The sequence below is a fragment of the Methanoculleus horonobensis genome, assembly GCF_001602375.1.
In the GTDB taxonomy this organism is placed as follows: Archaea; Halobacteriota; Methanomicrobia; order Methanomicrobiales; family Methanoculleaceae; genus Methanoculleus; species Methanoculleus horonobensis.
This window is the reverse complement of the sequence record NZ_BCNY01000013.1, coordinates 21357-35406: the sequence shown is the minus strand read 5'-3', so window position 1 is coordinate 35406 and position 14050 is coordinate 21357. Positions and strand designations below refer to the sequence as shown.

Sequence of the window (14050 nt, the reverse complement as noted above, 5' to 3'; positions counted from 1 at the left end):
CGTGCCCTGCATCACTGCACGACGCCAACCAATCCGCTCTGGTTCGCGGTCATCGCCGGGGTCGCCTCACCCACCGGGGTCGCCTCACCCATCGGGGTCGCCTCACCTACCGGGGTCGCCTCACCTATCGGGGTCGCCCCGCCTACCGGGGTCACGGTCTCGTTCCCGGCCGCCGTCACGTTCACGCCCGGAGGCACCAGCACCTGGTCGATGATGTGAATCACGCCGTTCGTCGCGTAGATGTCCGTCATGGTGACGGTGGCATTCTCGACCATGACCTCGCCGTCGGTGGCGGAGACGTTCAGGTCCTCACCGGCAAGCGTCGTGAGCGTGCTCATGTTCTCCTCCTCTTCTTCGCCGCCGAGAAGCCCGCTGAAGATGTCGAGCACCCCGCCTTCGGACTCATTTCCGGCGGTCTCATTCTGCTCTCCGGTCTGGTTCCCGGCCATCTCAGTGATGTTCTCCGCAGTGTACTCCCCGTCGACAACGTGGTACTGGAGAACCATCGTCAGGTTGTCGGGCTCGGCCATGAGCTGGCTCACAGTGTCGTTCCCGAGAGCATTAAACGCCTCGTTGCTCGGGGCAAAGATCGTGTACGGGCCCTCCCCATTCAGGGTATCGTAGAGCCCCGCGGTGTTGACCGCTTCGGCCAGCCGTGTCAGGTTCTCGTCCTGGCTGATGTAGGCGGCAATCGACATGTTCGCCGTCTGGTTATCCATCTGCCCGGTCTCGCCCATGGGCGTCGGCGTTTCATTCTCGTCCCCGATCACCGCCGCCGTTACGGCAAACGGCATCGCAAGAAGAGCAAGAATGCACGCGCATAGCGTTATCCATCGTCTCATACTACCATCCCCCCTTGGGAGAGGGTGAGGATAGGCACCGAATTATATAAATCTTGCCATATTCAAGATAAGAATTCCGATGGCTAAACGGGCATCTCAAACAGATTTTTCCGGGACACCAGGTATCCCAACCCCGACCACCCGGACGATAACGGAATCTCCTGGCGATCCGGGGTTCTACAACCGCACCAGCACGGCCTTCTCCTCCATATACTCGTCGAGCGCCCGGCTGCCGTTCTCCCTGCCGATGCCGCTCGCCTTCGTCCCCCCAAACGGCACCTCCGGCGGAATCTTCAGGTGCTGGTTGACCCAGACGATCCCCGCCTCGAGTTCTTCCGTCGCCCGGGCGATCGCGTCCGCGTTCCGGGTCCACACCGACGCCCCGAGCCCGTAACGGGAGTTGTTCGCGAGTTCGATCGCCTCGTCGAGATCGGAGACGGCGGCGATCGGCAGCACCGGGCCGAAGACCTCCTCGGAGAAGAGGACGGAGTCGTGCGGAACACCGGTAATAAGCGTCGGCAGGAAGAAGAGACCGCGTTCGTACTCTTCCCCTTCGGGCACCTGCCCCCCGGCGACGATCTCCCCCTCGTCCCGCTCCCGGACGGCATCGACGAGGTCGACGACCCGATTTAAGCCCGCCCGGTTGTTCAGCGGGCCCATCCCGACACCGCGGCTCATGCCGTTCCCGACCACGATCCCCTCGACCCTCGCCGTCAGCCGCCGGACGAACTCGTCCGCGATCGCGTCAAAGACGTAGAGCCTTTTTACCGCCGTGCAGACCTGGCCGCAGTTGTAGAACCGTCCCCGGATGACCCCCTCGACAGCCGCTCCGATATCGGCGTCGCCCGCGACGATCATCGGATCGCTCCCCCCGAGTTCCAGCGTCAGCCGCTTCATCGCGGGGGCGGCGTCCAGGGCGACCTGCCGCCCGGTCCCGACCTCCCCGGTGAACGAGACCTTCCGAACGGCCGGGTTCCTCGCGATCTCCCTGCCGACCGTCTCCCCCGGCCCGGTGACGACGTTCAAGACCCCCGGCGGGAGACCCGCCTCCCCGAGGATCTCCGCGAGCCTCATGCAGGTCAGTGGCGCGGTCCGGGCGGGTTTCAGAACCATCGTGTTCCCTGCCGCGAGAGCCGCGCCTATCTTCCAGCCCATGATGATCGCCGGCATGTTCCAGGGGATGATCGCGCCGCAGATGCCGAGCGGCCGTCTCATGACCGTAACCCGGCCATAGCCCTTGAGGTTCGCGAACTCGCCCCGAAGCCCCGCCGAGATGCCGTGGTAGTACTCGAGGATGTTTGCAAACCCGTTGATCTCGTCGACCGCCTCGCGGATGGGTTTGCCCTGTTCGGCGGTCAGGAGCGCCGCAAGATCGGTGTTCCTGCGCCGGACCTCTTCTGCCGCAAAGAAGAGGATCTTCGCCCTGTCCCGCGGGCTCTTCGCGGCCCAGTCGGGAAACGCCCCTCCGGCGGCTTCGATGGCGGACAGGACATCATCCTCGCCGCCGAGCGGCGCTTCATCGACCACGTCGCCCGTCGCGGGGTTGTGCACCGGAAAGATCCTCCCCGAGACCGAATCGCGCCGTTCGCCGTCGATCAGCATCTTCATGGATGATCCTATGGACGGGAGGGGTAATATGCGCTCCGTCACCCGCGGTACTCGCACCGGCACCTGCCGATGGGGATAGCCACTGCCACCGCCATCCCGGCCAGCAGGACGAATGCGGCCAGGAACCCTACCCATCCGGCCACCAGCCCCGTAATGGCGGAGAGGAACGTGAACCCGGCGTAGGACGCGGTGTTGAAGAGCCCGGTCATCACGCCCTGCTCGATCTTCGTCTCCGCGAGGAAGGCGAGAGTCGCGACGATGAACACGCCCGAGAGCGCCCCGATGGCGGGGAAGGCATAGGGCGTGAAGTAGCCCGCCAGAACCGCCGCCGCCATCAGGAGCGAGGCGGCCCGGATGGTCGGGGCAGGACGGAGGGCGAGACGGGGAGTGACGAGCAGGGCAATAACGGTCGCGATGTTGATTGTTGCCAGCTGCAGGGCGAGCACCGACGAGTCGTTCCCGGTGTACTCGGGGTAGACGGCCGCCACCGCCCCGGTCATCCCCACGAGAACGACCGCCGCGGCAAAGAGCCAGAAGTAGTTCCGCACGATCCCGGCAAAATCCGCCTTTGCAAAACCCACGCGCTCGCTCTCCCGGACGACGAAACTCATCGCAGCTGCCGGGGCCGCGAGCACCGTAAAGAGGGCGATCCCCGCAAGATGGCTGTCGAAGAGAGCATCGAGCCAGCCCGTCGCGAGAAGTCCCACGACCAGACCGAGGTTCAAGGCCGCCATGACGTAGCCGCTGAGCTGCCCGGCCGGAGTCTGGGAGTTCGCCCACGCGAGCGCCGCCGAGAGAAAGAGCCCGGCCCCGATCCCCTCGACGACCCGGAAGACAAGGAGCGGCAGGCCTGATGGAAAGAGCAGGATAAGGATGCCGCTTGCTAGGGTCAGGAGAAGCCCGGCGCGGATGAGGGGCACGCTGCCGATCCGGTCGCTTGCAAGCCCCGCCGGCAACACCGTCAGAAACGCGCCCAAAAAGTATGCGGAGTAGACCACGCCCTGCAGTGCCGCCCCCTCGGCAAAATCGGGAAGCACCGGGACGACGGCGTTCGAGAGCGCCATCACCACGAATACCCCGAGGAGAATGGGGAGTTTTTGCAACATCCCTAGATCATACGGTATGTCTCAAGGTTCATGGGGGAATGCGTCTCGATGCGGTGCCGCTTGTAGATGGAGCTTGCAAGGTCGATGGTCTTGTTCTCGTCGCCGTGGATGGTGAAGATCTTCTCCGGGCGCGGCTGGAGGTGGGCGACGTAGTTCATCAGCTGTTTGCGGTCGGAGTGACCGGAGAACCCGTCGCTCGTCGCGATCTCGAGGTTGATCACGATCGTCTCGCGCCAGCCGAGCGGGATCTCGCGCCACCCTTTCTGGATGCGCCGACCGAGCGTCCCGTCCGCCTGGTAACCGACGAAGACGAGCGCGTTCCTCTCGTCCGGGCCGAGAGCCTTGAGGTACTCCATCACCGGCCCGCCGTTTAACATACCGCTCGTCGTGACGATGACGCAGGGATCCCCTGTTATCACCTTCTCCCGGATAGCCGGCGAGTCCACCTGGACGAACGCCTCGGCAAGGAAGGGGTTCAGCCCTTCGCGGAAGATCTGGTTCCGGAGATCGCTGTTGAGGTACTCCGGGTAGGTCGTGTGGATCGCCGTCGCCTCCTTGATCATGCCGTCGAGGTAGATCTTCACCGGCGGAATCTTCTGCCGCCGGATACCCTCCTCGAGGGCGAGCATGACCTCCTGCGACCGCCCGACGGCGAACGCGGGAATGATCACCTTGCCGCCGCGCTTGATCGTCGCCGAGACCGTCTCGTAGAGCTTGTCCTCCGCATCCTTCCTCTGGGGCTGGAAGTCGTTCGCCCCGCCGTAGGTGCTCTCCATGAAGAGCGCCTCGAGCCGCGGGAAGGACGAGACCGCCGGGGAGAAGAGCCGTGACTTCTGGTAGTTGAAGTCGCCGGTGAACGCGATGTTGTAGAGCCCCTCGCCGATATGGAAGTGAGCGATGGCCGACCCGAGGATATGCCCCGCGTTATGGAAGGTGAGTTTGACGTCGGGTGCGATGTCGGTCACGCTGCCGTAGTTGAGGGTGATCGAGTGCTTCATGTAGGTCCGCACCTCGTTCGAGGTGTAGGGGATCCTGTCCGTCTCCTTCCGGACGACGTCCAGGTAGTCGAGCTGGAGCATCGTCGAGAGATCCCTCGTCGGCGCCGTCGAGTAGACCGGGCCTTCGTAGCCGTACTTGTAGAGGAGCGGGACGAGAGCGCAGTGGTCGAGATGCGCGTGGGTGAGCACCACCGCGTCGAGCGAGTCGAGGGGGTAGATCTCGGGCACGTAGAGGTACGGCGTCCCGTTCGCGATGTTGCCCGGTTTTTCCCCGCAGTCGACCAGGATCTTGCTCTCCGGCGTCGATATCAGGAACGCGGCGCGGCCGACCTCGCGGCAGCACCCGAGCGTCGTGACCCGCAGCCACTGGTCCTTGCTCGTGACCTCGCGGTGGATACGGCGGCCGATCGTACGCAGAAACGCCTTGCGCTCGTCTTTGACCGATCGCAGGTAGGTGCGGATCTGCTTCACCGTCGAACTCTCGATGGGAGGCGTCCGGACAACCTTCGGCGTCCAGCCGATCTGCTTCGTGATCTCGCGGAGAGTCACCCCGTTCTTGCCGATGACAACGCCGGGCTTCTCCGCCTCGATCAGGACTTCGCCGGTCTCGGGATCGAAGAAGAGGTCGGTGATCCCTGCGTTCTCCGGAACGACCGCACGGATCTCCTGGGCGGCCCGTTCGGGATCTTCAAGAATGTTCGGGCGCACGACGATCCGCTTCCTCAGATCGCGTGCCAGTATCTTTATCAGGTCTGCCTGATCGGCAAACAGTTTCGGATCGTCTGTGTAGATAACGAGCTCGGGACCTTCAAACTCGACGTTCGAGATCGTTATTCCGCCGGGAACAATCTTATTGATCTGCTCCTTAAGCTCCTGGAGTTTCTCTTCGATAACCATTAAAATCGTCCTAAAAAATATCAGGGTGTTGGGCGGGCTGCCGATGGCCTCTGCAACCCGCTCTCGATGTGTTCTTCATATTTGTCCTTCGTGATCACGACCACCATGATATCCTCGCCGGATGCGGAGTCACGGCGCATCGCCGATCGGACGGCACGGGCAGCGAGATCCTTTGCCTCGTCTTCCTTCATGCCGGCCCGATACTGATCCTCGAGCACACCGTAGGCGAACGGTGATCCCGAGCCGGTGGCAACGATATCCTCTTCCTTGGTCGCCCCGCCCATAGCGTCGACGGAGTAGACGCTCGGCCCCTCGTCGTCGAACCCGCCCATCAGGAGCTGGACGTAGTAGGGATAGTAGCGGTTCTGGTTCAGGTAGTTCGAGAGCAGGGTCGATGCGGCACCGACCGACATCGTCTTGCCGCGACGCATCTCGAAGAGGTTGCATTCGACCTGCAGGATCCGAACGAGCTGCTGCGCGTCGCCGACGCCGCCGGCGGTGGTCAGACCGATTCTCGGCGTGATCTGGTAGATCTTCTTCGCACGCTTGCTTGCGATCATGTTCCCCATCGTCGCTCGCATCTCCGTTGCAAGAACCACGCCACCGTCGAAGATCAGTCCTACGGTAGTTGTACCTTTCATAATTTCCTGGGAAGTATCAAGCATTGAAGCACCCCTAAAACCATTAAAACGCCTTATCTCGCTCAAAAGCGGTTAAGCGTATAGCGATATCATAAAACATAAATTTATCGCCGTACCGGGTCACTGCACGGCAGGGATAGGCATCTGTATATTATATGAATGTTGTCCCTTAATTCTTTCGCACGGCCTGCTGGTCTGGCAGCAGTACCTTGATCAACTCACGGTCGAAGAGCATGGCGACGAGCCGCTTGTTCCCGTTGACCACCGGGAGCTGGTCGACCCGGGCCCGCCGCATCTTCAGTGCGCATTCGCCGACCTCGGCGTTCAGGGGGACGGCAAGGACGTTCTTGACCATCGCGTTCTTCACGGGAATCGGAAGGAGCTGGATCTTGGAGATGCCGTAACTGATGGTGTGCATATCCCGGATGCTCTCCCACGTCCATTCGTCGTCGTCCGTGCCATTCGAGAAGTCACTGACCTCGACACCGTCCTCGATGCGGGAGTGCCGGATGAGATCCCGCTCCGATATGATCCCGGTGAGCGTGCCGTCCTCCATAAGGACGGGGATGGCGTCGTAGCCGGAGATCTCGAGGACTCTCCCGACGAGCGAGAGGGGTGTCTCCTCCCAGAGGGCGTAGGTCTTGCTGACGTAGTTCTCCTTGATGGGGAGGGTGATACGGAGCTGGGCAACGGCGCCGATAAGGTCGGCCACGCTGATCAGCCCGACCATCGTCCCGTCTTCCATGACGGGAAGCCTCCTGATGTTGTGGCGCACCATCAACTGGGCCGCCTCCGAGATGGGGGCGTCCGGCCGGATGACGACCGGGTCGGGTGTCATCAGGAGCCCGAGCTGGGTCTCTTCCGCTTTCCGGAGGAGATCCTTACGGGTGATGATGCCGACGAGCTCGCCGTCTTTGAGGACGGGGACGCCGCTGATGCCCGTGCGCTTCAGGATACGCAGGACATCGTCCCGGTTCCCGGGGATCTCGACGCAGACAACGTCGGTTATCATGAAGTCCCGGACGAACATCTGCTGCAGGGAGGTTATGATCTCACCACCGTTGTCGTGATGGGACTATTTTGCACCACGTAGTCGGTCACGCTCCCGAGCAGAAGGCGGTCGACACCGCTCTTACCGTAGGAGCCGAGAAGAATGAGATCGGCACCCAGTTCTTCGGCAAGAGAGATGATCTGGGATCCCGCGTGTCCCTGCCGGAGATGCGTGACGAGCGTAACTCCCGCCGCTTCCGCTTTCTTACGAGCTGCTTCAAGAACACCCTCTCCCTCTTTCTGCAAAACACTGTAGATGATCTCGAGTGTGTTGTCCATGGGAAGGGAAGAAAATAGCCCGGATTCGACCACATATACAACGTGAACTTCGGCTTTCCAGATGCCGGCCTCACCGAGAGCTGTCTCGAATGCCCGGTTGGCCGGTTCGGAGCCGTCTATAGCAACGAGTATCTTACGGAACATACACACCACGCAGAACAGATACTTTTTATCTGATTTCTATTGCAGGGTTAAAACTGTTTGGCAAATAGATGAAGAATCCAGCCGTTTCACGATAGTTGCCGTGACATCCTTGCTGAAAGAAATGTTGTTTTTTAGCGGATTTACGACCAGGAAATTCGCTTTCTGCCCTTCCTCAAGGTACCCCGACACCCCCGCCAGCCGGGCTCCCGAGACGGCGGCGCGAAGGATCTCTTCGGGGCGCGCGCGGTACACGGTCGCGGCAAAAGCCATCTCCCTGAGCATGTCGGGTTGAACGAACATCACGTTGTCCGTTCCGAGGTAGAGCGTGCCCCCGAGTTCGAGGATGCGTGCAATGGGCGGGTGGGCCGCCGATGCCGCGACCCCGAGCAGCCAGTTCGATCTCGGGCAGACGACGACGGGGATCTCCATCTCGACGATCCGGCGGAGGTGCGCATCCGTCGCGTGGGTGCAGTGGACGAGCAGGTCGGGCTCGAACGCGAGCGCGTCGTCGATGTCGTCGGGTTTCCTCTCCCCGGCGTGGAAGGCGACGAGTTTCCCTCCCGCCCGCGCTTCCCTGACGATCTCTTCGGCGTTTGCCACGTCGTGAACGCTGCTGATGCCCGCGCCGTCGCTCATCTCCTCCCCGCCTTCGCGGCCGAGGATGACCGGGCGGCAGTCGAGCCCGGCCGCCGCCTCGCGGAGCGCCGCGACGCCCTCGATCCCGCCTTCGCGGAAGTCGGCGAACCCGGTCGTCCCGGTCGCGAGCATCGCCGAGATGCTCGAGCGCATCCCCCGGACGAGTTCGGCCCGCGGGGTCGCAGCAAGGATCCGGTGTTTCAAGCCGCCCGGGGGTTTGACGAGGTCGGCGAGGCTGCCCCGGGCGGGGAGATCCATCGCGACGGTGTCGCCGAGATGCGTGTGGGCGTTGAAGAAGGCGGGCACGATCCACCTCTCGGGCGTCCGGGAGGCGGCCTCTATCGAGGTGACGATCCCTTCCGAGACGGTGATGGTGACATCTTCTTCCCGGAGGTCTGCGCCGAGGAGCGCACGGCCGGTGACGACGTAAGGTGAAACTTCCCGCATAGTTGATCCTCTGTTTTATATATTGCAAAGGAGAATATTTTGGTATGGCGAAGAAATCTGGCGGAAGACTGGTATCCTCTGCCGGCCTGGTCAATTACTACGACAGCGACGATCACCGGGCCATCCATATCAGCCCGATATCCGTTGTCGTGATAACCGTCGTGATCGGCGTGGCAGTCTTCGTTCTCAATGCCCTCTTCTAATCCTTTTTGTTCTCCTTCAGCGCAGTCCTGATGATATCTTCCTTCGGCGTGAAGTAGACGCTGTCGTGCCCGTTCCACGCCCGGCAGTTCCGGAAGACCACCGCGGGCACGCCCTGGTGGCTCTCGCCCATGACGAAGTTTGCGAAGGCCGCAATCTCGTCGACGACCGCTTCTTCGGTGATCTCGAGGACGTGGCCGAAGAGGTCGGTGTCTCCCCGGTAGTCGTCTATGGCCGTCATGCCCGCCCACCCGATGGCGGTGCCGGTCTGGCCGCGCCGGAACGCCCGGCCGCAGGTGTCGGTGACGATCACCCGGACGTCTTTTCCGGTGATGCGGCGGATGGCGTCCCGGAGATCGGCGGCGGCGTCCATGGGGTCGGGCGGGAGGATGATGATCAGGCCGTCTTCGACGTTGCTGTGGTCGACGCCCGCCCGGACACCGATGTGGCCGGACGGCACCTCAGAGAGGATGAACGGGTATTCGAGCAGGATGTCGGTGGACGAGTCCAGCACCGCCTGGACGAAGCGCGGGTCCTCCTTTGTCTTTGCCGCGATCCGCACGGCGTCCGCACCGGGGACGATGGCGGCGAGTTCGCGGGTGAAGCCCTTTGCTTTCGAGTAGACGGACGAGGCGACGGTGAGGATGTCCCCGTCCTCGAACGCGATCTGTTCGCAGATCAGGGCGGGAAGATCGTCTCCTCGCTGGATCAGGGGAAGATTCCGGACACCGATTACCTGGATATCCATTGAACTCACGGATAAGTGGTCGTCTCCGATTGCAGAAAAATGCTCGGGTTTGCTCGCAAGAGGCTCTGGCGGATAGGGGGGATTATTTCCGGTTCCGGGTGGGTGCGGGGGAGGGGGAGGTCGGAACTTGAGCGCCGGCGGGTGTGGGTTGTGACGTCCTGATAAGAACGGAGCATGAGCACCAAAGGTGCGAGCTGTGAAGGATGGGATGGCAGGAGTTCGAGAAGGGCGACGGCCTTTGATGTGTGACAGTTCGTAGTTCGTAAGAACCAGAGCGTGAGAAGACCTGAGGTCTTTGCTGTACGACAGACTAAACAGCCGAAATGAGGAACAAGCTCGGTGCAGTGGACCGTGGGAATATCGCCATTGGGGGAGTGCGACTGGCTGAAGGGCAGGAGCACGAGCACCGTTAGGTGCGAGGGGCTGACGGGGAGGGGGGCTCGCCCCCCTCCCCTGTCTCTACCCCATAATGAGATACCCATAACCCCCACCGCCCGCGCTTCGCGCTCCTCATTCGCACCTGACGGTGCTCAAACTCCTTCCCCTGCGGGGAAGTCGTTCCGCCCCCTTCGGGGGGGCGGGCAGTGCGTGGCGACGTCCCCTCGAAAACCGTGCATAGTGACAGACAATCAGACAAGAATGTCCGCCCATAAGGCATGAGTTTGAGCACCAGAAGGTGCGCAGACAATCCCACATCCTGCGACACCAATAGCCCGGACCCGCTCCCCACCGCCCCCCGCTCACCCGCACGACAACCCCACGTCCTCTCTCAGCCGGAACTCCGGCTCGAACGAGCCGATCAGGTCGAGGTACTGCTCGACCGTGCGGGTGAAGAGGAAGTGCTCCCGCACCCGCTCACGCGCTGCGTTGCCCATACGGTCGCGGAGATCGGGGTCGCGGAGCAGCCGGACGATCCGATCCGCCGCCTCGTCGACGGCCGAGACCAGGAACCCGCTCTTCCCGTCTTCTATCTGCTGGCGGATGCCGCCGACGTTCCCGCCGATCACCGCCGCGCCCTTCCACATCGCCTCCGATACCGTCAGCCCGAACCCCTCCCGGATGGACTTCTGGAGAACGACCGCGGCCCGGCGCTGAAGCGCGTTCACGAGCGCTCCGTCCTGGACGCTCTTGACGATGATCCGCTCGTTTCTGTGGGCGAGGAGCGACCGGTAGACCTCCGCGCCCTCCGGGTCGTCGGTCGCGACGTTCCCGACGAGAACCAGGGTGCACTCCTCCTCCTTCCGGGCCTTCTGGAACGCCCGGATGACCCCTTCGGGATCCTTCCAGCGGTCGAACCGGGAGATCTGCACGACGAGGGGGAGATCGGTCGGGATGCCGTAATGCTCGAGGCGTTCGTCGATGGCGCTCTCGGAGAGGTCCTTGTTCACGATGGAGAAGGGATCGATCCCGGGCGTGAAGAAGACCTGCGGTCTTCCGAGATCCCGCCGGTACTCCCCGCAGGAGAGGATGACGGCGTCGTATTTCTCGATGAACGGGACGAGGTAGTTCCAGACCTTCCGGTTCGGTGCGGTGAGGTCGAGGTGGCAGCGCCATATCCAGGGGCTCTTCTTCCGGTAATGGGTGATCAGCGGGAGCGGCTGCGGGTCGTGGATGATGACCACGTCGTGATCGAGGTGGTTTCGTATGGCGTTCTCGTGAACGACGCTCTCGTAGATCTCCTTCTTGCGGCCGGTCATGTTGATCTCGCCACCCTGCAGCGCGTTATGGAACTTCTTCGTCACGCTGAAGAAGTCCGGGGGGCCGTGGATGACGCGCCACCCGGTCTGTATCCCGAGACTGTTCATCAGGAGGGTCAGGGACGCGAGGATCTGCGAGACCCCTCCGCCGTAGTAGGTGGAGTTCATGTGCATGACGTGCATGTCACGGAGCGGCCGTGCCTTCGCCTTGATACGATTCACGGCCTCTTTGCCGATATACCGCTCATAGTCGTCGATGGTGTGAATTGCGCTCATCCTGATCGCTCCCCCCATGCTCGCGATCGTTCTTATGCGTAACGGCGGGGAGGGCCCGGCGCTCCCGGCACCGTGCCCTGCAGAATCGCGGGACGGGTGCCAGAGGGGAGGCGCGTTCCATACCTATATATGCTCCCGGCATAATGCTGACCGCCCGCCGCCGCCTGAACAGAAGGCCGGGCGGGCAGAAGGAGGCTGGACGTATGGAGCATGGGCCGGGTGCATATGGCCTGCCGGGCAGGCACGGGTCGTTCTGGATGGAGACTACCGCGGCGGAGACGCCGCATCCCCCGCTGCCGGGGAACCTGGAGACCGATGTGGTGGTGATCGGCGGCGGCATCACCGGGATCACCACCGCCGTCCTGCTCAAACGGGCCGGTTACGCGGTCACCCTGCTCGAGGGGAACCGGATCTGTCACGGGGTGACCGGGCACACGACGGCGAAGGTCACGGCGCTCCACCGGCTGATCTACAAGGAGCTCATCGACCGGTTCGGGGGCAGGCCGGCGCAGCAGTATGCCGAAGCGAACCAGGCGGCGATCGAGACGATAGCGTCCCTCGTCAGGGAATACGGCATCGCCTGCGACTTCATCCAGAAACCGGCCTATACCTACGCGGAGACGGAAGAGGCCCGGGAGAAGGTCGCGGCCGAGGCGGACGCGGCACGGAGTCTCGGGCTTCCTGCCGCGTTCGTGGAGGAGATGGCGCTCCCCGCCCGGAGCTACGGCGCGGTCGTCCTCGAGAACCAGGCGCAGTTCCACCCGGTGAAGTACCTCCTGCACCTGGCGTCGCTGATCCCCGGCGACGGGAGCCGGATCTACGAGAAGACCCGGGCGCTCGAGGTGCAGGACGGGGGAGGCCGGTGCACGGTCAGGACGACGTCGGGAGTCGTCACGGCAGACACCGTGGTTCTCGCGACCCACTACCCCTTCTACGATGCGCCGGGGTTCTACTTCGCCCGAATGGAGCCGTCGCGCTCCTACGCGCTCGGCGTCCGGATCGACGAGCCCTTCCCCGAGGGGATGTTCATCAACGCCGAAGGCCCCGCCCACTCCTGGCGGTCGCAGCCCGCCGACGGCGGCGAACTCGTCATCGTCGGCGGCATGGGGCACCGGACCGGGGAGGACGTGGACACGCGGAGATACTACCGCGACCTCGAGGCCTACGCCCGGTCTATCTACCCGCTCCGGTCCGTCGACTACCGGTGGTCGGCGCAGGACTACATCACCGTCGACGGCGTCCCCTACATCGGCCGGCTCGCCGACGGCCACGAGAACGTCTACATCGCGACCGGATTCAGGAAGTGGGGGATGACCAACGGCACCGCGGCCGCGACGATCATCACGGAGATGATCCGGGGCGGCTCAAACCCCTGGACAGAGGTCTACGCCCCCAACCGGTTCAAGCCGGCGGCATCGGCCCGGCGGTTCCTCGTCCACAACATCGAGGTCGCCGAGAAGTATATCGGCGGCGCGATATCCCGGCCGGCCGGGGACCTCGCGGACGTCGCACCCGGCGAGGGAAGGATCCTGATGATCGAGGGAGAGAAGGCCGGCGTCTACCGGGACGAGAAAGGGCGGGTTCACGCGGTCAACCCCACCTGCACCCACCTCGGGTGCGTCGCCGCGTGGAACAGCGCCGAAGAGACCTGGGACTGCCCCTGCCACGGTTCCCGGTTCGATGCCGACGGGAAGGTGATCCACGGGCCGGCGGTGAGGGATCTCAAGCCGCGAGGGGGGTGAGAAAGCTGAAAGGCTTGAAGAACAGTGGACGAAGAGCAGAAATTCGCGAGAGACAAAAATAGCCGACGCGAGGTAAAATCCCGATGCAGTGGACCGTGGTGACTATCGCCACGCGGGGAGGGGTTGCAGGGGAGGGGGGCGAGCCCCCCTCCCCTGTCCCCACCCCCCAGGCGCGATATCCCCTCGAAATCCGTGTCAGGAACTCAACTGAAGAAAGTTTGAGCCCAAGTTTTAGAACCAAAACGTCTTGCCTTCGTTTTTTCAAAGATCTTCAGCCTTCTCAACATCCACTCTACAGGATCATCGCTACCTGATCTCCGGTGCCAGAAAAACTCCAGATGGATAACTATAAATCCGCCCGCCCGCACAACTCCCATTAATCATGTACCTCGTCATCCGCTGTCCGGGCTGCAAAACCTTCAACTACGTCGACCGCTATCAGCGCTGGAGGCTCTGTCCGATGTGCGGCGAGGTGATCAACGTCCAGCGGGCGCCGGTCTACCTGGACGTCGACGACTTTTTAGATGCAGAACGGGTCGTGGAGCAGCTCGAGTCCTACCTGCACCAGACGGGGAAAAAAGATCTCACGGAACAGGACATCCGCCAGCTCAGGGCGCAGTATGCCCGGTGGGTGAAGAGCCGGGTCTGACCGGTCACCAGAGACGACCGCAGCCCGGGCAGAGCATACTCACTCTTCTTCCGCAGTGCGGGCAGTAAAGGCCCGTGCGCTCGTTGCTC

13 protein-coding genes are annotated in these 14050 nt (G+C 62.9%); 3 read left to right on the top strand and 10 right to left on the bottom strand.

What is annotated here, in order from left to right:
- Window positions 1-11: 11 nt before the first annotated feature.
- The 8 genes from MCUHO_RS03265 to MCUHO_RS03230 form a co-directional block, all read right to left on the bottom strand.
- Window positions 12-842, bottom strand: coding sequence for a fasciclin domain-containing protein (locus MCUHO_RS03265; protein ID WP_067073319.1), 831 nt, complete (start codon window positions 840-842; stop codon window positions 12-14).
- 177 nt (window positions 843-1019) lie between these two features.
- Window positions 1020-2450, bottom strand: coding sequence for an aldehyde dehydrogenase family protein (locus MCUHO_RS03260; protein WP_067073316.1), 1431 nt, complete (start codon window positions 2448-2450; stop codon window positions 1020-1022).
- A gap of 38 nt (window positions 2451-2488) precedes the next feature.
- On the bottom strand, window positions 2489-3556 hold the full coding sequence (locus tag MCUHO_RS03255) for an MFS transporter (RefSeq protein ID WP_067073314.1): 1068 nt from the start codon (window positions 3554-3556) through the stop codon (window positions 2489-2491).
- 2 nt (window positions 3557-3558) lie between these two features.
- A complete protein-coding gene (locus MCUHO_RS03250) occupies window positions 3559-5451 on the bottom strand; it encodes a beta-CASP ribonuclease aCPSF1 (protein WP_067073311.1) in 1893 nt (630 codons plus the stop codon).
- Window positions 5452-5471: 20 nt separating this feature from the next.
- Window positions 5472-6116, bottom strand: coding sequence for an archaeal proteasome endopeptidase complex subunit beta (psmB, locus tag MCUHO_RS03245; protein WP_067073309.1), 645 nt, complete (start codon window positions 6114-6116; stop codon window positions 5472-5474).
- A 145-nt stretch (window positions 6117-6261) separates the two neighbouring features.
- Window positions 6262-7122: a CBS domain-containing protein gene (locus tag MCUHO_RS03240; RefSeq protein WP_067073306.1), complete on the bottom strand. Its 861-nt coding sequence runs from the start codon at window positions 7120-7122 to the stop codon at window positions 6262-6264.
- A 14-nt stretch (window positions 7123-7136) separates the two neighbouring features.
- Window positions 7137-7565: a universal stress protein gene (locus MCUHO_RS03235; protein WP_067073304.1), complete on the bottom strand. Its 429-nt coding sequence runs from the start codon at window positions 7563-7565 to the stop codon at window positions 7137-7139.
- Window positions 7566-7601: 36 nt separating this feature from the next.
- On the bottom strand, window positions 7602-8648 hold the full coding sequence (locus MCUHO_RS03230) for an amidohydrolase family protein (protein WP_067073303.1): 1047 nt from the start codon (window positions 8646-8648) through the stop codon (window positions 7602-7604).
- Window positions 8649-8692: 44 nt separating this feature from the next.
- Between MCUHO_RS03230 and MCUHO_RS03225 the strand changes: the two genes are divergently transcribed.
- Window positions 8693-8851: a preprotein translocase subunit Sec61beta gene (locus MCUHO_RS03225; protein ID WP_067073302.1), complete on the top strand. Its 159-nt coding sequence runs from the start codon at window positions 8693-8695 to the stop codon at window positions 8849-8851.
- Here MCUHO_RS03225 and MCUHO_RS03220 read toward each other — a convergent pair.
- Both MCUHO_RS03220 and MCUHO_RS03215 read right to left on the bottom strand, forming a co-directional pair.
- Complete coding sequence (locus tag MCUHO_RS03220) at window positions 8848-9597, bottom strand: coenzyme F420-0:L-glutamate ligase (protein WP_067073301.1); 750 nt, start codon at window positions 9595-9597, stop codon at window positions 8848-8850. The two genes, MCUHO_RS03225 and MCUHO_RS03220, sit on opposite strands and share 4 nt — an antisense overlap.
- 740 nt (window positions 9598-10337) lie before the next feature.
- Window positions 10338-11570 (bottom strand): glycosyltransferase, encoded by a 1233-nt coding sequence (locus MCUHO_RS03215; RefSeq protein ID WP_067074433.1) that lies wholly within the window; start codon window positions 11568-11570, stop codon window positions 10338-10340.
- 203 nt (window positions 11571-11773) lie between these two features.
- Here MCUHO_RS03215 and MCUHO_RS03210 point away from each other — a divergent pair, with 203 nt between their 5' ends.
- Window positions 11774-13312, top strand: coding sequence for an FAD-dependent oxidoreductase (locus MCUHO_RS03210; protein ID WP_067073300.1), 1539 nt, complete (start codon window positions 11774-11776; stop codon window positions 13310-13312).
- Between the two features lie 382 nt (window positions 13313-13694).
- Window positions 13695-13961 (top strand): DUF1922 domain-containing protein, encoded by a 267-nt coding sequence (locus MCUHO_RS03205; RefSeq protein ID WP_067073299.1) that lies wholly within the window; start codon window positions 13695-13697, stop codon window positions 13959-13961.
- Window positions 13962-14050 lie beyond the last annotated feature (89 nt).

Excerpts from the sequence above, each read along its gene's own strand:
- MCUHO_RS03240 (WP_067073306.1), bottom strand. The coding sequence starts at position 7,122 with ATGTTCGTCCGGGACTTCATGATAACCGACGTTGTCTGCGTCGAGATC.
- MCUHO_RS03235 (WP_067073304.1), bottom strand. The coding sequence starts at position 7,565 with ATGTTCCGTAAGATACTCGTTGCTATAGACGGCTCCGAACCGGCCAAC.
- psmB (WP_067073309.1), bottom strand. The coding sequence starts at position 6,116 with ATGCTTGATACTTCCCAGGAAATTATGAAAGGTACAACTACCGTAGGA.
- MCUHO_RS03255 (WP_067073314.1), bottom strand. The coding sequence starts at position 3,556 with ATGTTGCAAAAACTCCCCATTCTCCTCGGGGTATTCGTGGTGATGGCG.
- MCUHO_RS03205 (WP_067073299.1), top strand. The coding sequence starts at position 13,695 with ATGTACCTCGTCATCCGCTGTCCGGGCTGCAAAACCTTCAACTACGTC.
- MCUHO_RS03220 (WP_067073301.1), bottom strand. The coding sequence starts at position 9,597 with ATGGATATCCAGGTAATCGGTGTCCGGAATCTTCCCCTGATCCAGCGA.
- MCUHO_RS03215 (WP_067074433.1), bottom strand. The coding sequence starts at position 11,570 with ATGAGCGCAATTCACACCATCGACGACTATGAGCGGTATATCGGCAAA.
- MCUHO_RS03230 (WP_067073303.1), bottom strand. The coding sequence starts at position 8,648 with ATGCGGGAAGTTTCACCTTACGTCGTCACCGGCCGTGCGCTCCTCGGC.
- MCUHO_RS03250 (WP_067073311.1), bottom strand. The coding sequence starts at position 5,451 with ATGGTTATCGAAGAGAAACTCCAGGAGCTTAAGGAGCAGATCAATAAG.
- MCUHO_RS03260 (WP_067073316.1), bottom strand. The coding sequence starts at position 2,450 with ATGAAGATGCTGATCGACGGCGAACGGCGCGATTCGGTCTCGGGGAGG.
- MCUHO_RS03210 (WP_067073300.1), top strand. The coding sequence starts at position 11,774 with ATGGAGCATGGGCCGGGTGCATATGGCCTGCCGGGCAGGCACGGGTCG.
- MCUHO_RS03265 (WP_067073319.1), bottom strand. The coding sequence starts at position 842 with ATGAGACGATGGATAACGCTATGCGCGTGCATTCTTGCTCTTCTTGCG.
- MCUHO_RS03225 (WP_067073302.1), top strand. The coding sequence starts at position 8,693 with ATGGCGAAGAAATCTGGCGGAAGACTGGTATCCTCTGCCGGCCTGGTC.